This window comes from Herbidospora mongoliensis, from assembly GCF_001570545.1.
In the GTDB taxonomy this organism is placed as follows: Bacteria; Actinomycetota; Actinomycetes; order Streptosporangiales; family Streptosporangiaceae; genus Herbidospora; species Herbidospora mongoliensis.
Map to the genome: position 1 here is coordinate 18,411 of NZ_BBXD01000013.1, position 19,282 is coordinate 37,692.

The window sequence follows — 19,282 nt, forward strand, 5'->3', positions numbered from 1 at the left end:
GCTACGAACGACGCTGAACTGCGACCATGCATTATCTCGCAGCCTTCCTATGATTTAGTACAGTCACCGAATGGCACAAACCCGTCACGTCGCGCTCCTCGTCGAGACGTCGAACGCCTACGCGCGCGGCCTCCTGGTGGGCATCAAGAAGTACCTCGTCACCCATCCCGGCTGGTCGATCTACCTGGGTGAGCACAGCCGCCAGGAGACCGACCTGTCGTGGCTCGACGGCTGGCGCGGCGACGGCGTGCTCGCCCGGATCGAGAACGCCCACACCGCCTCCCACGTGCGGCGGCTGGGGGTCCCGGCGGTCGACCTGAGCGCGGCCTACCTGGCCCCCGAGCTGCCCTGCGTGGAGACCGACGACGACGCGATCGCCCGGCTGGCCGTGGAGCACTTCACCACCCGGGGGCTGCGCACCCTGGCCTTCTGCGGCGACGACAGGTTCGGCTGGTCGATGAAGCGCGGCGCCCGGTTCGCCGAGCACGCCGCCGCCCACGGCGTGACTGCCCACGAGTTCAAGATGGAGCACCACCGCAACCTGGCGGTCGAGCGCGAGGCGATGGCCCGCTGGCTCGACGGGCTGCCCAAGCCGGTGGGCGTGCTGGCCTGCTACGACATCGCCGGGCAGGAGATCCTGGAGGCGTGCAAGATCGCCGGGCTGGCGGTGCCCGACACCGTGGCCGTGCTCGGCGTCGACAACGACGAGCTGATCTGCAACCTGACCACCCCGCCGCTGTCCAGCGTCCAGCCCGACACGACCGAGACCGGCTTCCTGGCCGCCTCCCTGCTCGACCAGATGATGACCGGCGCGAACCTGGAGCCCCGGCTCCACCTGATGAAGCCGCTGCGGGTGGTGACCCGCCAGTCGAGCGACATCCTGGCCGTCGGCGACCCGATCGTGGCGCGGGCCCTCCAGCTCATCAGGGACCGCGTCGACGACGGCCTGCCGGTCGAGACCGTGCAGCGCCACGTGGGCCTGTCGCGCCGCTCGCTCGACTATCGGTTCATGCAGGTGCTGGGCCGCACGGTGCACGAGGAGATCACCCGTGTACGGATGGAGCGCCTCTCCGACCTGCTCCTGCAGACCGACTGGTCGCTGCCGCAGCTCGCCGCCCGGATGAACTTCAGTCACTCCGAATACATGGGGGTCGCGTTCAAGAAGTTCACCGGCAAGTCTCCGGGCGAGTATCGCCGCGCCCATCGCGCCCTCTAGCCCTTCACCCCACCGCTGGCCAGGCCGGCGATGAACTTGCGCTGCATGAACAGGAACAGCACGACCGCCGGCACGGTCATGATCACGGCGGCCGCGTTGACCAGCCCGAACAGCTGGGTGTGCCCCTGGCTGTAGTTGAGCAGCGCGGTCGCCATCGGCAGCTTGTCCGGATCGGTCACGAAGATGACGGCGAACAGCAGCTCCGAGTACGCCCCCAGCCCCGACACCAGCCCCACCGTCAGCAGCCCGGGACGGGCCAGCGGCAGGATGATCCGCCAGGCGATCTGCATCTCGTTGGCGCCGTCGATCCTGGCCGCCTCGTCGAGCTCCTTGGGGATGCCGACCAGGAACGTGCGCAGCAGCAGCACCGAGAACGGCGTGTTCAGCGCGACGTAGATGATGATCAGGCCGAACAGGCTGTCGATCAGGGACAGGTTCGACCACAGGAAGAACAGCGGCACGATGAACATCTGCACCGGCAGCGAGATCACCACGAACAGGTAGTTCTCGAACCCCCGCTTGAACGGCAGGTCGAGCCGCGCCATCGCGTAGGCGCACATGCCCGCCGTCACGCAGGTCCCGATGACCGTGCCGCCGACCAGGATGACGCTGTTCCACATGCCCCGGCCGATGCTGCCCTGCGTCCAGGCCTCGACGTAGTTCGTGAAGTCGAGGCCGGAGGGCAGGCCGAGCGGGTTGTTGCCGAGTTCCAGGTTCGACTTGAACGAGTTGAACACCAGGACCAGCAGCGGCAGCCCGGCGAACAGGGCCAGCAGGATCAGCACCGTGTAGGAGATCGGCGTGCGCCGCAGCCCCTTGTTCATCGCGCGGCCTCGTTTCTGCGGATGAAGTGGAAGATCACGAGCATGACCCCGCCGAGCAGCGAGATCACCAGCGCCATGAACGAGGCGTAGCCGGCTTCGCCGCCGGTGAAGGCGGTCCGGTTGATCAGCAGTGACACCAGGTCGCTCGACCCGGCCGGGCCGCCCCCGGTGATCGCGTAGGCGTAGTCGAAGGCCAGCAGCGACCCGACCGAGACGATCATGATCGCGAACATCAGGGTCGACCGGATGCCGGGCAGCGTCACGTGCCAGAACTCCCGGAACGGCGAGGCGCCGTCGATTCGGGCCGCCTCGAACAGGGCGGGGTCGACGCCCTGCATGGCGGCCAGGAACAGCACCACCAGGAAGCCCCAGTAGTGCCAGTTGTCGACGAAGGCGACGCTGTAGAGCGACAGGTGCGAGTCGCCGAAGAAGTAGACGTCGTTGAGGAAGGTGATGCCCATCTTGTCGAGCTGGGCGGCGATCCCGGTGGCGGGGTCGAGCAGGCTCTTCCAGATCTGGGCGTTGACGACGCTGGCGATGACGTACGGGATGAAAAAGATCACCCGGAACAGCGCCGCGCCTCTTTTGATGCGCGACAGCATGAACGAACCGGTCAGTCCCATGATCGTCGGTACGGACAGGAAGATCCCCAGCCAGATGAAGTTGTGGCCGAGGGCGTTCCAGAAGGTTGTGTCCTCCACCAGCCTCATCACGTTCTCGAGGCCGGTGAACCGCGGGATGGTGAAGCCGTTCCAGTCGGTCCAGGCGTAGTAGAGGCTGCTCGCCGCCGGGCCGGCGATGACCAGCAGGTTGATGGCGAGCGCGGGGAGGGCGAAGGCGACGGCCACCATCCGCCGGTTGCGCCTGCGTCGGCGGCGCTCGGCCTCGAGCGCGACGGTCGTCATCTCCCGGCCACCCTCCGGGGGGAGCGATGCCACATCGCCGGCTCCCTTCTTGTCGGATTTCGGCCGTATTACGCCGTATGCACTCTTCATCCCTGGAAGTACGAATGGGAGGTACAAACGGTTACGGTGCCGTATCGGCGAGTTTCGTAGCCCGCACCGCCGAGGGCCATGCAGTATCTCGCTGGAGTCCTTCGATCCCTTACACACCCATGAGCACGGCGACCCGATAGATTGCCGCTTATGTGGATGGGGGTCCTCGGCCCGCTGACCCTCATGGCCGACGACGGCGCGATCTCGCTGCGGTCGGCCAAGCAGCGACTACTCCTGGCCGGGCTGATCAGCCGCGCGAACACGATCGTGCCCGTGGACCGGCTCTGCGACCTGCTGTGGGTCGCCCCGCCGGCGTCGGCCAAGGAGAACCTGCGGCTGTACGTCTACCAGCTGCGCCGCGCCCTCGGGGACATGGAGTGCATCGTCCGGCACCCCTCCGGTTACGCGCTGAGTGTCCGTACGGGCGAACTCGACGTCCACCTGTTCGAGGCCCGCGCGGCCGAAGGGGCCCGCGCCCTGGCCGACGGCGACCCGGCCCGCGCCGGTGAACTGCTCACCGAAGCCCTCGCGCTGTGGCGCGGCCCCGCCTACGACGATCTCGCCGGGGTCCCGTTCCTGCGCCAGGAGGCGCTGCGCCTCGACGAGGCCCGGCTGCGCGCCGGGGAGTCGCGCGTCGAGGCCGACCTGGCGCTCGGGCGGCACGCCGACCTGGTGGGCGAGCTCACCGCCGAGGTCGCCCGGCACCCGGGCCGCGACGGGCTGCGCGGCCTGCTGATGCTGGCGCTGCACCGCACCGGCCGCCGCGCCGACGCGCTGGAGGTCTACCGGTCGGGCCGCCGCCTCATGGTCGCCGAACAGGGCCGCGAACCCGGCGCAGGCCTGGTCGAACTGCACGCCGCGATGCTGCGCTCCGACCCGGCGCTCGAACCGCCCCGGCAGCGGGTCGTGCGCGAGACCGGGCCCGCCGAACACCTCGTGCCGGTGCCCGCGCAGCTCCCTCCCGGTGTGGCCGGGTTCACCGGCCGCGACGCCGAACTGGCCCGGCTCGACCAGATCCTGGCCGACAGGTCGGCCAAGGGGGTGCCCGCGTTCGTCGGGGTGACCGGGATGGGCGGCGTCGGCAAGACGGGGCTGGCCGTCCACTGGGCGCACCGCGTCGCGCACCGGTTCCCCGACGGGCAGCTCTACGCCGACCTGCACGGATACGCCGAGCACATCGAACCGGTGGCGGTCGAGAACGTGGTCGACGGGTTCCTCAGATCACTCGGAGTGCCGGGCAACCGCATCCCGGCCGACCCCGAGGAACGGTTCGGGCTGCTGCGCAGCGCGCTGGCCGGGCGGCGGGTGCTCATGGTGCTCGACAACGCCAGGAACGTCGCCCAGGTCCGGGCGCTGCTGCCCGGCTCGGCGACCTGCGCGGCCATCGTGACCAGCCGCGACAGCCTCGACGGCCTGATGTCCCTCGACGGCGCCCCGGTGATCAGGCTCGGCACCCTCGCCGCCGACGACGCGCTGACCGTCCTCGCCGACGTCGCCGGGGCGAACCGGTTACGCGACGACCCGGCGGCGGCCCGGCTCGCCGCCCTTTGTGACGGCCTGCCGCTGGCCCTGCGCATCGCCGGCGCCCGCCTGGCGGGACGCCCCGACGTCACCGCCGCCGACCTGGCCGGACGGTTCGCCGACGAGCGGCGGCGGCTCGACGAACTGGCCCACGGCGACCTCCGGCTCCGCACCCACTTCGCGCTCAGCTACCGCAGCCTCGACCCGGCGGAGGCCCGCCTCTTCCGGCTGCTCGGCCTGCTCGACACCACCTCGTTCGGCACCTGGGTCGGCGCCGCCCTCCTCGACGGCGACCTCCCGACCGCCCACGGCCTGATCGAACAGCTCGTCGCCGCGCAACTCCTGGAAGTCGAGTGCCGGCCCGCCGACCATCCGCCGCGCTACCACTTCCACGACCTGGTCCGCCTCTACGCCCGCGAACGCGCCCTGGCCGAGGAACCCGCCGCCGACCGGACGGCCGCCCTGTCCCGCGCCTACGGCGGCCTGCTCGCCCTCGCCGGCGAGGCCCACATCCGCGTGTACGGCGGCGACCACGTCATCCTCCACGACGACGCGCCCCGCTGGCGGCCCGACCGGGCGACGGTCGACCGGCTGCTGGCCGATCCGCTCGGCTGGCTGGAGATCGAACGGTCGTCCCTGGTCAGAGCGGTCGCCCACACCGATGACGATCGGCTGGCGTGGGACCTGGCGATGAGCTCGCTCACCCTGTTCGAGCAGCACCACCACCTGGCCGACTGGGAGACCACCCACGAGACCGCCCTCGCGGCCACCCGCGCCACCGGCAACCTCCGCGGTCAGGGCGCGATGCTCTACGGCCTGGGCAGTCTCGCCCTCACCCGCCGCCGCTACCCGGAGGCCCGTCGTCTGCTCACCGAGTCGTGCGACCTGTTCAGCTCGGCCGGTGAGACCTACGGCTACGCACTGGCCCTGCGCAACCTGGCCACGCTGGAGCGCTCGGCCGGGCAACTCGACGACGCGTCGGCCGCGTACGAGACGGCGCTGCCGATCCTGCGCGCGGCGGGCGACCGGGCGGCGGAGGCCAATGTGCTGGCCGGCCTGGCTCAGATCGGCCTCGACCGGGGGAACTTCGCCGATGGCGAGGAACTGCTCAACGAGGCGCTGGCCGCCTTCGAGGAACTCGGCAACGTCCGAGGTCAGGCGCAGGTGCGGTTCGGGCTCGGCGAGAACTACCTGCGGCAGCACCGCCACGAGGCGGCGGCCCGGTGTTTCGAAGCGGCTCTCCCGATGGTCAGAGGGCTGCACGACCTGCTCGGCGAGGCCTACCTGCTACGCGGCCTCGGTCAGGCGCAGGCCGATCTCGGCCTGATCGACGAGGCCGAGCACACCTTCAAGTCGGCGGTGAGGATCGCCGGCGCCCTCGACGAGCCCTTCGCCCAGGCGATGGCCCTGGTCGCCCTCAGCGAGCTGCACACAGACCGGCCCGAGGCGGCGGAGAACGCCGGCCGCGCACTGGCCGTCTTCACCTCGGCGGAGAACGATCTCTGGCGGGTCCGCGCGTTCAGGGCGCTCGCCGCGATCGCCGAAACGGGCGGCGACCACGATCGGGCCCTGCGTCTGCGCCGTGAGGCCGAGGAGATCGCCGCCCGGCTCGGCTAGACCCAGGGCATGCTCGAAACGGCGTTCTTGGGTGGATGGACCTGAGCCTGGGCCGCAGGAGCGTGCAGCACGGTGAGCACCGCGAAGGTCGCCATGAGCGCGACCGCCGTTTTCCGGATTTTTGCTGACATTCGGTAACCCCCTTGACGTGGTTCGTTTTCCTTTCACGTTTCCACAGGTTCCGTATAAGGCCCGTATACCCGAGCAACGTGTGCAGCGGCATATACGCGGCGGAACAGGTAGATTTGCCTCGCTTCTCACGATCAACGATCAAAAGGGCGGCTGCTATGTGGTTGGGGGTCCTCGGCCCGCTCACCCTCATGGCCGGAGGTCAGACGATCCCGCTCCGGTCGGCCAAGCAGCGATTACTCCTGGCCGGGCTGACCAGCCGGGCCAACACGATCGTCCCCATGGATCGCCTCTACGACCTGCTGTGGGACGACCCGCCCGCGTCGGCCAAGGAGAACCTGCGGCTGTACGTCTACCACCTGCGCCGCGCCCTCGGAGACATGGAGTGCATCGTCCGGCACCCCTCCGGTTACGCGCTGAACGTGCGTACCGGCGAACTGGACGCCCACCAGTTCGAGGCCCGCGCGGCCGAGGGCGCCCGCGCCCTGGCCGACGGTGATCCCGCCCACGCCGGCGAAGTCCTGACCGCCGCCCTCGACCTGTGGCGCGGCTCCGCCTACGGCGACCTGGCCGACGCCCCGCTCCTGCGGCAGGCCGCGATGCGCCTGGACGAGGCCCGGTTGCGCGCGGAGGAACTGCGCGTCGAGGCCGGGCTGGCCCTCGGACGGCACGCCGACCTGGTGGGCGAGCTGACCGCCCAGGTCGCCCGGCATCCCACCCGCGAACGGCTGCGCGGCCTGCTGATGCTGGCCCTGTACCGGGCCAGCCGCCGGGCCGACGCCCTGGAGGTCTACCGGGCGGGCCGCCGGGCCATGATCGAGGACCTCGGCCTCGAACCCGGCCGCGAACTGGTCGAGTTGCACGCCGCGATCCTGCGGTCCGACCCGTCGCTGGAACCCGCTCAGCCGGGACAGGCGCGCGGCCTCACCGCCCCGGTGTCGCGGCTGGTTCCCGTGCCCGCCCAGTTGCCGCCCGACGTGGCCGGATTCGTCGGCCGCGACAGCGAGGTGGCCGAACTGGACAGGATGCTGGCCGACCGGCACGGCCGGGCGGTGCCCGCCTTCGTGGGGGTGACCGGGATGGGCGGCGTCGGCAAGACGGGCCTGGCGGTGCACTGGGCCCACCGGGTCGCGCACCGCTTCCCCGACGGGCAGCTCTACGCCGACCTGCGCGGTTACGCCGAGCACATCGAACCGTTGCCGGTGGAGAGCGTGGTCGACCGGTTCCTGCGGGCCCTGGGGGTGCCCGGCGCCAGGATCCCCGCCGACGCCGACGAACGGGCCGGGCTGCTGCGCAGCGCGCTGTCCGGCCGCAGGGTGCTCATGGTGCTCGACAACGCCCGCAACGCCGCCCAGGTCAGGGCGCTGCTCCCCGGCTCTCCGAGCTGCGCCGCCATCATCACCAGCCGCGACGGTCTCGACGGCCTGGTGTCGCAGGAGGGCGCGCAGGTGGTCCGGCTGGACACGCTCGCGGCGGACGACGCGGTCGCCGTGCTGGCCGACGTGGCCGGGGCCGCGTGGCTGCGCGACGACCCGGCCGCCGCCCGGCTCGCCGGGTTGTGCGACGGACTGCCGCTGGCGCTGCGCATCGCGGGGGCCCGGCTGGCCAACCGTCCCCACCTGACCACGGCCCTGCTGGCCGAACGGTTCGCCGACGAACGGCGGCGTCTCGACGAACTGGCGCACGGCGACACCCAGCTCCGGTCCCACTTCGCGCTCAGCTACCGGGGTCTGCGCCCCGCCGAGGCCCGGCTGTTCCGGCTGCTCGGCCTGCTGGACACCGCCTCCTTCGGGAGCTGGCTCTGCGCGGCGCTGCTCGGCACCGGCGCCGAGACCGCCCAGGACCTGATCGAGCAGCTCGTCGCCGCGCAACTGCTGGAGGTCGACTCCGGCGGCCCGGCGCTGCCGCCCCGCTACCACTTCCACGACCTGGTCCGCCTCTACGCCCGCGAGTGCGCCCTGGCCGAGGAGCCGGCCGCCGAACGCGGCGCCGCGCTGACCCGCGCCTACGGCGGCCTGCTGGCCCTGGCGGGCGAGGCGCACATCCGGGTGTACGGCGGCGACCACGTGATCCTCCACGACGACGCGCCCCGTTGGCACCCCGATCCGCAGCTCACCGACCGCATCCTGGCCGACCCGCTCGAATGGCTGGAGGCCGAGCGCGCCACCCTGGTCAGGGCCGTCGCCCACACCGCCGAGCTGGGCGACGACCGGCTGTCGTGGGATCTGGCGATGACAGGCGTGACCCTGTTCGAGGCGCACACCCATCTGTCCGACTGGGAGACCACCCACGAGACCGCGCTCGCGGCCGTCCGGAGGTCGGGCAACGTCCGAGGCGAGGCGGCCATGGTCTACGGGCTCGGCAGCCTGGCCCTCACCCGCCAGCGCTACCCCGAGGCCCGTGAGCTGCTCGTCGAGGCGTGCGACCTGTTCGCCTCCGTCGGAGAGGACCACGGCCACGCGCTGGCGCTGCGCAACCTGGCCCTGCTCGACCGTTCGACCGGCCGCCTCGACGACGCCGCACACGCCTACGAGCGGGCGCTGCCGATTCTGCGCACCGCCGGAGACCGGGCGGCCGAGGCGAACGTGCTGACCGGCATGGCCCAGATCAGTCTCGACCGGGGGCACTTCGACACCAGCGAGGACCTGCTCCAGACCGCGCTGGCGATCTTCCACGGGATCGGCAACGCCCGGGGCGAGGCGCAGACCCGGTTCCGGCTCGGGGAGGCCTACCTGCGGCAGGGCCGTCCGGGCGAGGCGGCCGACGTGTTCGAGGCGGCGTTGCCGCTGGTCCGGCAATTGCGTGACCTCCTGGGTGAGACCTATCTGCTGCGCGGGCTCGGCCAGGCGCAGGCCGAGCTCGGGCAGACGGCCGAAGCCGAGCACAGTCTGCGCTCGGCCCTGAAGATCGCCGACGCCCTCGACGAGTCGTTCGCCCAGGCGGGGGTGCTGCTCGCGCTGGGCGTCCTGCACAAGGGACGGCCCGAGGCGGCGGAGCAGGTCAGCCGGGCGCTGACGCTGTTCACCGCGATGGGCAACGGCCCGTGGCGGGCCCGCGCGCTACGCGCGCTGGCCACGATCGCCGAGGACGGCGGCGACAACTCCCGGGCCCGGGAGTTGTGGCGGGAGGCGCACACCCTGCTGGTGTCGCTGGGATCTCCCGAGGCGGCGGAGGTGGCCGAGCGGCTCGGCTAGGGCTCCTACCCCTGAGGGCTGGGGCTGGGAGTAGGAGTGGGGTCGCCGGGTGCGGGTTTGCCGGGGTCCAAGGTGCCCCACGGCATGTTGGGGCAGCCGTCTCCCCTGCAGTGGGCCTCGGCCGGAGTCGCGTGCAGCACAGTGATCATCGTCAGGGCGGTGAGAAGAGCCCCCAGTGTCTTGCGTGATTTTCTCAACACCTGTTCACCGTTCCACGGCCCGCGTATAAGACCGGTATACGGGCCGGGTCACTCCGGCGCATGGCTGAGCACGTCGGCGAGGGCCTGCCGCCCCGACACCCCCAGCTTCGTGTAGACCCTGCCCAGGTGGTTGTTGACCGTCCGCAGTGACAGGTCCAGCCGTTCGGCCACCGCGCGGCCCGACAGGCCCGAGACCACCAGCTTGGCGATCTGCAGTTCACGCGGCGTCAGGGCCGTCTCGCCCCCCGACAGTTCCGACTGCGGCGTCCTCGCCCCGCCGCAGTCGGCCAGCAGTTCTGTGGCCAGTGCCTGTGCGTTCTTGGCGGCCGTCCGTCGTCCGGCCGCCACGAGTAACCGATACGACGTCGCCGCGCATTCGGCGCCCGCCAGCATGTGCCCGAGGCGGTGTAACACCACGGCCGACTCCAGCAGCAGGTCGGGGTCCTCGGTGGCGTAGGCCGTGGCCATCGCGGCGAACGCCCTGGTCACCGGGGTGGGGGTGGTGGTGGAGAGTTCGGTCAGGCGGTCGCGGACCGTCGTCGCGCCGCCCATCCGGCAGGCGTCGGCCAGGGCGTGCGCCTCCAGCAGCGGCGCTCCCGCCTTGCGGGCCTCCTTCGCGGCGGTGACCGCGCGTTCGACGGCGTGGGGCAGGTCGAGGGCGGCGACGGCGGCCCAGGCGCGGTTGCGGTTGATCCACGGATCGACCAGGGCGCCGGGCGGGGCCGGGGAGTCCTCCATCCGGGCCAGCCACTGGTCGGCGCCCGCAGTGTCGCCCGCCATGGCGTGGGCGCCGACGAGTTCGGACAGGTAGAGGCGCTGGAGGCGGAGCGGGTCGTGGCCTTCGAGCAGCACGATCGACTCGCGCAGCGCCTGCTGGGCCAGCGTCATCCGGCCCTGGGCCTTGGCGACGATGCCGCGCAGGCCCGTCCAGATGCCGACGAGCTGCGGGAGCTGGGTCTGCAGCGCCTCCTCGTAGCCCGCCTCGACGGCCTCGGCGGCGTCGGCGAGCGCGCCCGCCAGGACCAGCGCCACACAGCGGACGCTGCGGACCTGCGCCTGCGCGCGGGGCAGCGTGTTGCGGTGTTCGGTGGCGACGTGCAGGCCGGTCGCGGCGGCCTGGTCGACGAGCCGCCGGTCGCCCGCGAGGCCCGCCGCGACCATGACCGCCGTGGCGGCCCAGGTGGTGGCGCGGGCCGGGAGGTGGGGGTCGGGCGGGGCCAGCAGGGCGGTGCCGACCGCGATCGAACGGGCGACGTGGCCCTCCAGCAGGATGATCCAGGTCGAGACCGCCTCGGCGGCGCGTTCGCCGGTCGGGTGGCCTCCGGCGGGCGCCGCTTCGCGGTGCCAGTATTCGATGCGCTCCTGGAGCATCGCGCGGCGGTCGGAGCTCTCCTCGTCGGGGCACTCCTCCGGCTCGGGCAGGATGCCGGCCGCCGCCTCGTAGCGGCCCTGCCAGGCCAGTACCTCGGCCAGGGTCAGGTCGGCGTCGACCCCGCCGCCGGCGTCACGTGTGGCCATGGCCAGCCGTTCGGCCATGTCGAACTCCATGTGTTCGGCCGCCTGGCGGGCCCCCGCGAGCAGTTCCCCGACCGAGGAGCCGAGCCCGGCCCGGTGCCGGGCGACGGCCAGCTCCAGCACGTCGTCGGCGCGGCGGCGCGGGGTCTTGCCGAGCGACTCGGCCAGGTTCTCCCAGATCGCCCGGTACCTGGCGCGGGGCATCCGGGCCCTGATCACCCCGGCGTACGCCGGGATGGACAGCCGGGTCTGCAGGCGCTGGCCGGTACGTTCGAGCATGACGAGCCCGCGGCGTTCGGTCTGGACGACGGCCGCGTGCCCGGTGATCGCCTCCAGCACGGGCTGGCTCAGGGGCTCCTTGCAGGCCAGCACCTCCAAAACGCTCAGCACGGCCGCGTCGTCGACGTCCATCTGCGCCTCGACGAGGTCGCCCAGGCGGCCGGTGACCTGGAGGGTCCCGTCGAGGTGCCACAGGCCGTCGACGTTGCGGAGGGTCTCGCCCTCCAGGGCTGACTGGACCAGTTCGTACAGGACCAGGGGGTTTCCCGCCGACAGGCGGCGGAAGGTGCGCTTGGTGACGGCGTCGAGCGGGCCGCCGAGGCCGCGCTCGAGCACGGCGTCGATCTCGTCGTCGGCGAGCGGCAGGAGTTCGACCCGCCGGGCCACCCGCTCCTTCCACAGCGCGGTGATCACGTCGGGGGCGGCCTGGCCCTGCCGGACGGTGAGCAGCACGAACGTGTGGGTGTGCACGGCGAGCTGGAAGATCAGCGCGGCCGAGGCCGAGTCGAGCAGGTGGGCGTCGTCGACCACCAGGACCGGCCGTTTTCCGCCAGGAGTGCTGAAGCGTTCCACGATCCGGGCGAAGGTGCCGAGCGCGTCGCCCGGCGGCGCGAGGTGCAGCAGCGCGCCGAGGGCGATCGTGCCGGCCGCGCGGGTGCCGGTCGCCCAGGAGGCGGGGTGGCCCGCGACCGCCAGCTTGGTCACCGCCTCTTTGGCGAGGCGGGTGCGGCCCACCCCCGGCGGGCCGACGACCACGACGCCTTCGACGTCCGGCCGCTCCGCCGATTCGGTGATGACACGGAGGGCCGCGGCGCGTCCGACGAGCGGCCATGAACTTCTGGGGCGCACGTCAGGTCCCATAACGTCCCTTCGAATGCCGCGTTGACAATTCGAGTAGACGAGAATTCTGCTGACGCACGCCATGTCAAGAAATGTCAGAAATCTGGCGCGATTCGGTCATTGCCCAGATCTGCACATAGAGGTATTTAAAGCGAGACGCGGCCGTGGCTCGCGCCACGAACCTGCCTCAAGAGAGCGAGAGCAGCTCATCCGCCAGCGCGAGCAGCTTCAGCGCCGCGACGTCGCGCGGGCCGTCGCCGTTCGGCAGGCGGTCGCCGATGCGGCCCAGCACGGCTCGGGCGTCGATGGAACGGGGCTCGGTGCTCTGCCTCACCCGGAGCAGGAACTCCAGGCCACAGGCCGCCTGGGTGGCGAACATACCCAGCAGTTCGATGTCGTCGAGGTCGCTGCGCGACTCGGCCCGGTCGAGCACCTCCAAGACGCCGACGCACTCCTCGAAGCGGATCAGCGGCGCCGCCATGATCGTGGCGGGCACGTAGCCGGTCGACTCGGCGGCGTCGTGGTCGAACTTGGTGGTCTGGAGGTCGTCGGCGACCATCGGCTGGCCGCTGGTGGCGACCCAGCCGGCGATGCCCGTCCCGGCCGGGAACCGGCTGCCGACGAGTTCCTTCTCGCCCTCGCCGGAGACGGCCTCGAAGACCAGCTCGCCGGTCTCCGGGTCCACCAGGAAGATCGACGCGGCGGCCGCGCCGAACATGTGGCGGGCCACCTCGACGATCGACTGCAGCAACTTGCGTTCGGTGCTGTCGAAGTCCTCAGTGGACATCGGGCTCTCCGTTCTGCGTGATGTTGTCCGCAGTGTTGTCCGCGGCGAGATAGAGCACGGTCTTGAGCTGGAACGGCGTCAGCCAGGGGTGCTTGCTCAGGATGAGCGCGCAGATCCCGGCGATGTGCGGGGCGGCGAAGCTGTTGCCGGTGCTGCGCACGACCTTGCCGCCCGCCCAGGCCACCGGCACCTTGACACCGCGGGCGTGGAACTCGGCGGGTGGCGAGGGGTTGTAGAAGTAGGTCATCGGGTCGGCCTGGTCGTGACTGGCCACCGACACGACCGAGGAGAACGTCCAAGGGAAGCTCAGCACCGGCATGTTGTGCGCGGCGGCGACCAGCAGGCAGCGCCGGAAGTAGGCCCGGTCGGCCAGCTCCTGGAGGGTGTGCCGGAAGTCCGACTTGGTCGTCGACAGGCTCATGTTGATCACGTCGAACCCGGCCTCGATGGCCCACCGCAGGCCGGTCAGCAGCGCGTCGCCGCTGCCGTTCTTGCCGTCGGTGAGCACCCGCAGCGAGCTGATCGACGAACCCGGCGCGACCTGCCGGATCACCGAGGCGCACGCGGTGCCGTGCCCGGCCGGATCGTGCGGTTCACACTCGGCGACCGACAGCTTGCCGCCGTCGTCGACGACCACCTGGTAGGACGCCTCCAGTCCCCCGACCTGCGGATGGTCGGCCTGAACTCCGGTGTCCAGGACGCAGACGCGCACCCCCGTGCCGTCGGCGCCGCCGTAGGCCCACTCCTTGTTCACCGTCTCCAGACGGCTGATCTCGAACGGTTCAGGGGAGGCCCGGCGGGTGGCCAGCCCCCAGGCCGGCACCCCCGGGAAGTGGTCACGCTGCGCCCGCCGCCAGGGCGGCAGCGGCGGAGGCGGGTTGGTGGGCGTCACGGTCACTGGTCCCCCAGCAGGTCGCGGGTCCGGTGGGCGAGCAGGCTCGCCCCTTTGCTGTCGTAGGCGTCCAGCGCCCGGCGAAGGACGCCCGACGGGTCACGTCCGGCCGCCCGCCGGATGTGGGCGATCTCGATGAGGATGTCTCCCCGGAGCACGGGGTCGTCCGTCGTCTCGATGAGCTCGGCGGCGCGATCGGCGTCGCCGAGAGCTTCGGCGAGGGCTGCGGGTTCGGCGACGGCGTTGACGGCCCGGTCGGCATCGGGGGCAGCATCTTGGTCGGCGCTGTGGGTGGCATTCTGGCCGGCCATCTGGGCAGCGATGGCTGCTCTCAGCACCAGCGCGGTGACCTCGCCTCTGAGCTGGCGCGGGCCTTCCCGTCTCGCGAGTTCCTGGCCTGCCAATCGGGGATCGCCCAGGCGGAGGGTCTCGCGGGCGGCGTAGATCTCCAGCGTGGCGGCGGCCCCGCCGTGCCCGGCCGCGTGCAGCGCGGCGGCGGCGTCGCGGAACAGGCTCCGGGCCCGGTCGTGGTCGCCTGCCAGCGACTCGACCAGGCCGCGGACCTGAGTGACCGCGATGGCGGGCAGACCGAGGTCGAGCTCGTCGACGTAATGGACGGCGGTGTCGAGGGTCTCGCGAGCGGTGGCGATCTCACCGCTCAGCGCGAGCAGCCGGGCCCTGGTGAGCAGCACCGGCACGAGCAGCGCGCGGTCGCCGACGAACCGCTCCAGCAGGTCGGCGCACAACAGCAGCCCTTCGTCCACCCGCGTCGGCGACCACTGGACCAGTTCGCACAGGCCGCCGAGCAGCCGGTCCTCCTCGTAGCGGTCGCCCATCGCGCGGGCCCGCGCCAGCCCGTTGCGCAAAGCCTGGTCGGCCGCGCCGAACCGGCCGGCGTCGATGTGCGTCCAGGCTTCGAGCTGGTGGAACCGGCACCAGCTGAAGTCGTCGCCGGACTCCAGCCGGTCTCTCAAAGCTTCCAGATCTGTTGTACGACCCGAGCGCATCCCCATGCTCTCCCGCTGGATCGTGCAGGTCAGCGCGCTGCGCGCGTCACCGGGGAGCATCTCCTCGGCGACGTCCAGCGCGGCGGCGGCCTTGCCCGCCTCCCCGCGCGCCAGTTCGGCGTCGCTGATCAGGACCGCGAGCCGCCGGTGCTCCTCGCGGCCCTTCGGCAGGATCTCGCGCCCGCGTTCCAGCAGGGCGATGGCGGCCGGGAGGTCCTTGCGGTGCAGGGCCTCGCCGCCGTCCCGGATCAGCGCGGTCGCGGCCCGGTCGGTGAGGTCGTCGAGGAGGGGGTCGAACGGGCGCACCTCGCGGGTGAAGCGGCAGGCGGCGAGCAGGTGGCGGCTGATGTCGCCGGAGGTCCAACTGCGGAACGGGGCGTCGTCGGCGGGGTCCTGGTCGCTGAGCCAGTCGGCCAGCCGGCGGTGCCAGTCGGCGCGCAGCTCCTTGCTGGTCAGCGAGTAGACGGTCTCGCGGGTGAGGGTCTGGGTGAACTCGAAGGCCCCCGGCTGGGAACCCCTTCTGACCAGGCGGTCGCGCTGGAGGCTGCGTACCGGCACCGACGCGGTTCCCGAGGATATTTCTGGGCCGAGCATCTCGACCTGACCGAGGGTGAACTTCTGGCCGATGGTCGCGGCCCGCTCCAGCACCTCGCGTTCGTCGCCGCCGAGCCGGTCGAGCCGGGCGCCCAGCAGCGCGGTGATCGTGGGCGGCAGCGAGCCGTCACCGTCGATCAGGGCCTCCAGCATCAGCTCGGCGAACAGCGGGTTCCCGTCGCTGCTGGCGGCCACCCGCCAGTGCAGGGCGTCGTCGGCGTGCGCCATCACCTCGACGCGTTCGGCGCAGAGCTCCTGGACGAGCCGCGCGATGTCCGCCCCGCCCAGCGGCCCGAGCTCCAGCGACATCCCGCAGGTCACGCCGCCGCCCCAGCCGGAGCGCAATTCGTAGATCTCCGGCCGGGCCACGCAGACGAACAGCACCGGCACGTCGGTCAGCCACGACACGCAGTCGTCGATGAGGTCGAGCAGCGTCGGCTCGGCCCACTGGAGGTTGTCGAGCACCACCACGAGCGGCCGGTTGTCGGCCATGACCTCAAGGAAACTGCGCACCGCCCCGGCGATCTCCTTGACGCCGGGCGTCTGGCCGTTGCCCGCCAGGGCCTTCAGCGTCCGTTCGCCGTCGGGCCCCACGGCCGCCGCGACGGCGGGCCAGTCGCCGTTGACGTCCTCCAGCATCTCGGCGATCGGGCGGTAGGTGGCGCCGATGCCGTAGGAGGGGCAGCGTCCCGTCAGCACCCGCACCTCCGGCGGGAGCCGGTGCAGGAACTCGCGGACCAGCCGGGACTTACCCATACCCGGCACCCCCAGCAGGGTCGCCATCCCGCAGAGCCGTTCCCGCATCACGCGCTCGTGCAGGCGGGTGAGCTGGGCGAGCTCGTCGTCCCGGCCGATCAGCGGGACGGTGTCGGTGCTCGCTTCGGCCGCGCGGTCGGGCTCGACGTCGAGGAGCAGCCAGGCGCGGACCGGGTCCTTCTTGCCCTTCAGCGTGAGCGGCGGAACCTCCTCCACGACCACGTGCTGGCGCACCAGCCGGGCCACGTCGTCGCCGAGGAGGATCTCGCCCTCCTTGGCGGCCGACTGGATGCGGGCGGCGGTGTTGACCGTGTCGCCGATCACCCGTACGTCGGTGCCGGTGTTCCCGACCACCATGACCTCGCCGAACGCCACTCCGACGTGCGCCCCGATGCGGACGCCGACGGTGCGCTCCAGCTGGTCGGCCAGTTCGTACACCGACTTCATGGCGCCGTGGGCGGCGAGCACGGCGCGCAGCGCGTCGTCCTCGCGGCTGAGCGGGATGCCGAAGACGGCCATGATGGCGTCCCCGATGTACTTCTCGATCACGCCGCCGTTGGCGAAGATCGCCTCCCTGCACCCCGCGTAGTAGCGCTCCAGGATCTGCATGAGCAGCTCGGGGTCGAGACGCTCCGCGAGTTCGGTCGACCCGGACAGGTCGATGAACAGAACCACGATGTGACGGCGCGACGGCCGCGACCCCTGGGTGCTCATACGAGCTTGAGCTCCTGGCCCTCTACCTCGGGCGCGACGTCGTCGAGGCGGCGCTTGATGGAGTTCAGCAGGATGACCTCGGTCTCGTTGAGCGAGGCGAACACGTCGCGCTGCCGCTCGTCGAGCAGATCGATGGGGTGCCCTGCGGCACGTAGATCGGCCAATGCGTCAAACGCCCCCGAACCGGTTCTGTTCATCACTCGTCCTCACCGCGTCACGTCTGAAAAGTCCGCTTTTGCGTAAGTCTGAAAGCGGGCCGGGCGATCAGCCACCCCACGTTTGTGGGGTCTTTTCCGCCGGTCAGCCCACGTTTGTGGGGTTGTCTGGGCCTCGCGTCCCCGGCACATACTCGACTCGCAACGCAAGCCCATCTGTTAGGAAGGTGAAGGCATGTCCTTCGATCCCGCGGAAGAACTGCGTCAGGCCGGAATCCTCAACTCCCCCCTCGCCGCCGAGGTCGAGGAGGCGTTCGCCACCCTGACTCGTGAGGAAGTGGACCTGCTCGTCTCCCTCAAGGACAAGCTCCCGAACGCGCTGCCCGGCGTGCTCGCGGGTGTCAGCGCCGGCGTGAGCGCCGACGGCGAATGGTCCGAGCCCGAGGTCGTCGCCCACTCGGTGCCGGTCGCGGCCGACTGCCTCTGTGGCGCTTGGTCCGGCTCGGGCTCCGGCGCGGCCAACTAAGTTCCACCAGTTCGCGGACGCGGCCCCGGATGTCGGGGCCGCGTCCCGCGCAGGGAGTTGGGAGGGAGAGCAGACATGCCTGGGAAGCTGGTCAAGAACCGCGCCTTGTTCGAGGTCCCCGAAGGCCTCACCTATTTCGTGCACGACGACAGCCATCTCGTGGTCAACCCGCACTCGGGTGGCCGTGTGATGCTGACATCGCGGGAGTTCGGCGTCCTGTCGGCGCTCGCCCGTTCCCTGCCGCTCGACGAGACCGTGGAGAACGAGAAGGCCCTGGCGAAGCTGGTCCTGAACTGGGTGGCCTACTACAACGGCCACCGGCCGAACGTGACGCTCCAGGAGCCGAAGCTCAAGCAGGCCTACTACGCGATCACCGACGGCTGTAACCTGCGCTGCCCCTACTGCTACGCGTCGTCGGAGAAGTGCCTGCCGAACGAGCTGAACACGGCCGAGTCGCTGCGCCTGATCGAGGAGATCGCCGACTTCGGGGCCGAGTACGTCATCTTCACCGGCGGCGAGCCGATGCTCCGCAAGGACCTGTTCCAGATCGTCGAATACGCCAAGAGCCTCGGCCTGAAGTGCAACATCGTCACCAACGCGACGATGATCAGGAAGCTGGAGACGGCCCAGCGATTCGCCGACCTGTTCAACTCGGTGACGGTCAGCGTCGACGGCGGCACCGCCGAGACCCACGACCGCACGAGAGGCGCGGGCTCGTTCGCGAAGACCCACAAGGCCCTGCAGCTGCTCAACCAGGTCGGCGTGATCCCCAAGATCAACCACATCGTGACGTCGGACAACATCGACGAGCTCGAGGACTTCGCCGAGTTCCTCGAAGGGCTCGACGTCCACAGCATCCGGTTGATGTACCACAACAAGCTGGGCCGGGGCGTGAACGACGACGCCGACTTCGGCTGGCAGGACCACATGCGGATCCAGGAGATCGCGTGGACCTCCCCGGCGGCCGGCAAGCTCAGCCCCGACGGCCCGAAACCGGTCAACACGTGCTCCATCAAGGGCAACTGCGGCATGGGCGGCAACGAGATCTACATCAACTCGCTCGGCGACGTCTACCCGTGCAAGCTGGTCACCGGCAACGAGCACCACGCCGGCAACGTGCGTCAGCAGTCGCTGGCCGAGATCTTCGGCGCCCCGGTGCTGAAGGAGATGCGGACCAGCACGGTCTACGGCGGCGACTACCACGCCGACTGCGACCGCTGCTACATCAAGGCGTCGTGCGGCGGCGGCTGCCGGGCCTCCCACATGGCCGAGTCGCTGGACATCCGGCGCAACAGCCGCCACCAGTGCCGCATCCTGCGCCACGGCATCGCCACCCAGCTCTGGCTGGAGTCCGGCACCTCCGGCGAGGAGCTGGCCAGGAACAACGAGGTCATGACGACCCCGCGGCTGGTCGCCGACGATTCGATCCACCCCGTCTTCGACGACTGGACCCGGTACGTCCCGCCGATGCGCGAGCCCATCAAGGTCGGCAAACTCCTCCCCATCACTCCCGTCTAAAGC

General features: G+C 71.1%; 14 protein-coding genes. 5 read left to right on the forward strand and 9 right to left on the reverse strand.

The genetic code is table 11. From position 1 onward, the window contains the following. Window positions 1–70 precede the first annotated feature (70 nt). On the forward strand, window positions 71–1,216 hold the full coding sequence (locus AW272_RS17280) for an AraC family transcriptional regulator (RefSeq protein WP_066366038.1): 1,146 nt from the start codon (window positions 71–73) through the stop codon (window positions 1,214–1,216). Here the strand turns inward: AW272_RS17280 and AW272_RS17285 are convergent. Both AW272_RS17285 and AW272_RS17290 read right to left on the reverse strand, forming a co-directional pair. Continuing rightward, complete coding sequence (locus AW272_RS17285) at window positions 1,213–2,040, reverse strand: carbohydrate ABC transporter permease (RefSeq protein WP_066366040.1); 828 nt, start codon at window positions 2,038–2,040, stop codon at window positions 1,213–1,215. The genes AW272_RS17280 and AW272_RS17285 overlap by 4 nt on opposite strands. Continuing rightward, the gene (locus AW272_RS17290; protein WP_218010933.1) at window positions 2,037–2,978 is read right to left on the reverse strand and encodes a carbohydrate ABC transporter permease; all 942 of its coding nucleotides are present in this window, start codon (window positions 2,976–2,978) and stop codon (window positions 2,037–2,039) included. Before AW272_RS17290 ends, AW272_RS17285 begins: the two co-directional genes overlap by 4 nt. Before the next feature lie 207 nt (window positions 2,979–3,185). Here AW272_RS17290 and AW272_RS17295 point away from each other — a divergent pair, with 207 nt between their 5' ends. Beyond that, entirely contained in the window at window positions 3,186–6,173 is a 2,988-nt protein-coding gene (locus AW272_RS17295) for an AfsR/SARP family transcriptional regulator (protein ID WP_066366043.1), read from the forward strand. Here AW272_RS17295 and AW272_RS45590 read toward each other — a convergent pair. Beyond that, window positions 6,170–6,304 carry a hypothetical protein gene (locus AW272_RS45590; protein ID WP_275527300.1) on the reverse strand — a complete coding sequence of 45 codons (135 nt, stop codon included), beginning with the start codon at window positions 6,302–6,304 and terminating at the stop codon, window positions 6,170–6,172. The two genes, AW272_RS17295 and AW272_RS45590, sit on opposite strands and share 4 nt — an antisense overlap. Before the next feature lie 156 nt (window positions 6,305–6,460). On the opposite strand from AW272_RS45590, the gene AW272_RS17300 reads away from it, so the two are divergent. Continuing rightward, window positions 6,461–9,496 (forward strand): AfsR/SARP family transcriptional regulator, encoded by a 3,036-nt coding sequence (locus AW272_RS17300; protein ID WP_066366050.1) that lies wholly within the window; start codon window positions 6,461–6,463, stop codon window positions 9,494–9,496. Window positions 9,497–9,501: 5 nt separating this feature from the next. Here AW272_RS17300 and AW272_RS42080 read toward each other — a convergent pair whose 3' ends face one another. From AW272_RS42080 to AW272_RS42085, 6 genes are all read right to left on the reverse strand, one after another. Continuing rightward, a complete protein-coding gene (locus tag AW272_RS42080) occupies window positions 9,502–9,696 on the reverse strand; it encodes a hypothetical protein (RefSeq protein WP_157518601.1) in 195 nt (64 codons plus the stop codon). Between the two features lie 48 nt (window positions 9,697–9,744). Beyond that, window positions 9,745–12,339, reverse strand: a complete 2,595-nt coding sequence (locus AW272_RS17305; RefSeq protein WP_157518602.1) for a helix-turn-helix transcriptional regulator — start codon at window positions 12,337–12,339, stop codon at window positions 9,745–9,747. Window positions 12,340–12,517: 178 nt separating this feature from the next. After that, window positions 12,518–13,117, reverse strand: a complete 600-nt coding sequence (locus AW272_RS17310; RefSeq protein WP_066366053.1) for a GAF domain-containing protein — start codon at window positions 13,115–13,117, stop codon at window positions 12,518–12,520. Next, entirely contained in the window at window positions 13,107–14,015 is a 909-nt protein-coding gene (locus AW272_RS17315) for a S8 family serine peptidase (RefSeq protein WP_218010934.1), read from the reverse strand. The genes AW272_RS17310 and AW272_RS17315 overlap by 11 nt, the downstream gene beginning before the upstream one ends. Next, window positions 14,012–17,080, reverse strand: a complete 3,069-nt coding sequence (locus AW272_RS17320) for an ATP-binding protein (RefSeq protein ID WP_066366056.1) — start codon at window positions 17,078–17,080, stop codon at window positions 14,012–14,014. The genes AW272_RS17315 and AW272_RS17320 overlap by 4 nt, the downstream gene beginning before the upstream one ends. Continuing rightward, window positions 17,077–17,277: an aroma-sacti cluster domain-containing protein gene (locus tag AW272_RS42085; protein ID WP_157518603.1), complete on the reverse strand. Its 201-nt coding sequence runs from the start codon at window positions 17,275–17,277 to the stop codon at window positions 17,077–17,079. The genes AW272_RS17320 and AW272_RS42085 overlap by 4 nt, the downstream gene beginning before the upstream one ends. A gap of 193 nt (window positions 17,278–17,470) precedes the next feature. Here AW272_RS42085 and AW272_RS17325 point away from each other — a divergent pair, with 193 nt between their 5' ends. After that, window positions 17,471–17,761: a StsA-related sactipeptide RiPP gene (locus AW272_RS17325; RefSeq protein WP_066366059.1), complete on the forward strand. Its 291-nt coding sequence runs from the start codon at window positions 17,471–17,473 to the stop codon at window positions 17,759–17,761. 75 nt (window positions 17,762–17,836) lie between these two features. Next, on the forward strand, window positions 17,837–19,279 hold the full coding sequence (gene stsB / locus AW272_RS17330; RefSeq protein ID WP_066366061.1) for a StsB family radical SAM/SPASM domain sactipeptide maturase: 1,443 nt from the start codon (window positions 17,837–17,839) through the stop codon (window positions 19,277–19,279). Window positions 19,280–19,282: the final 3 nt, after the last annotated feature.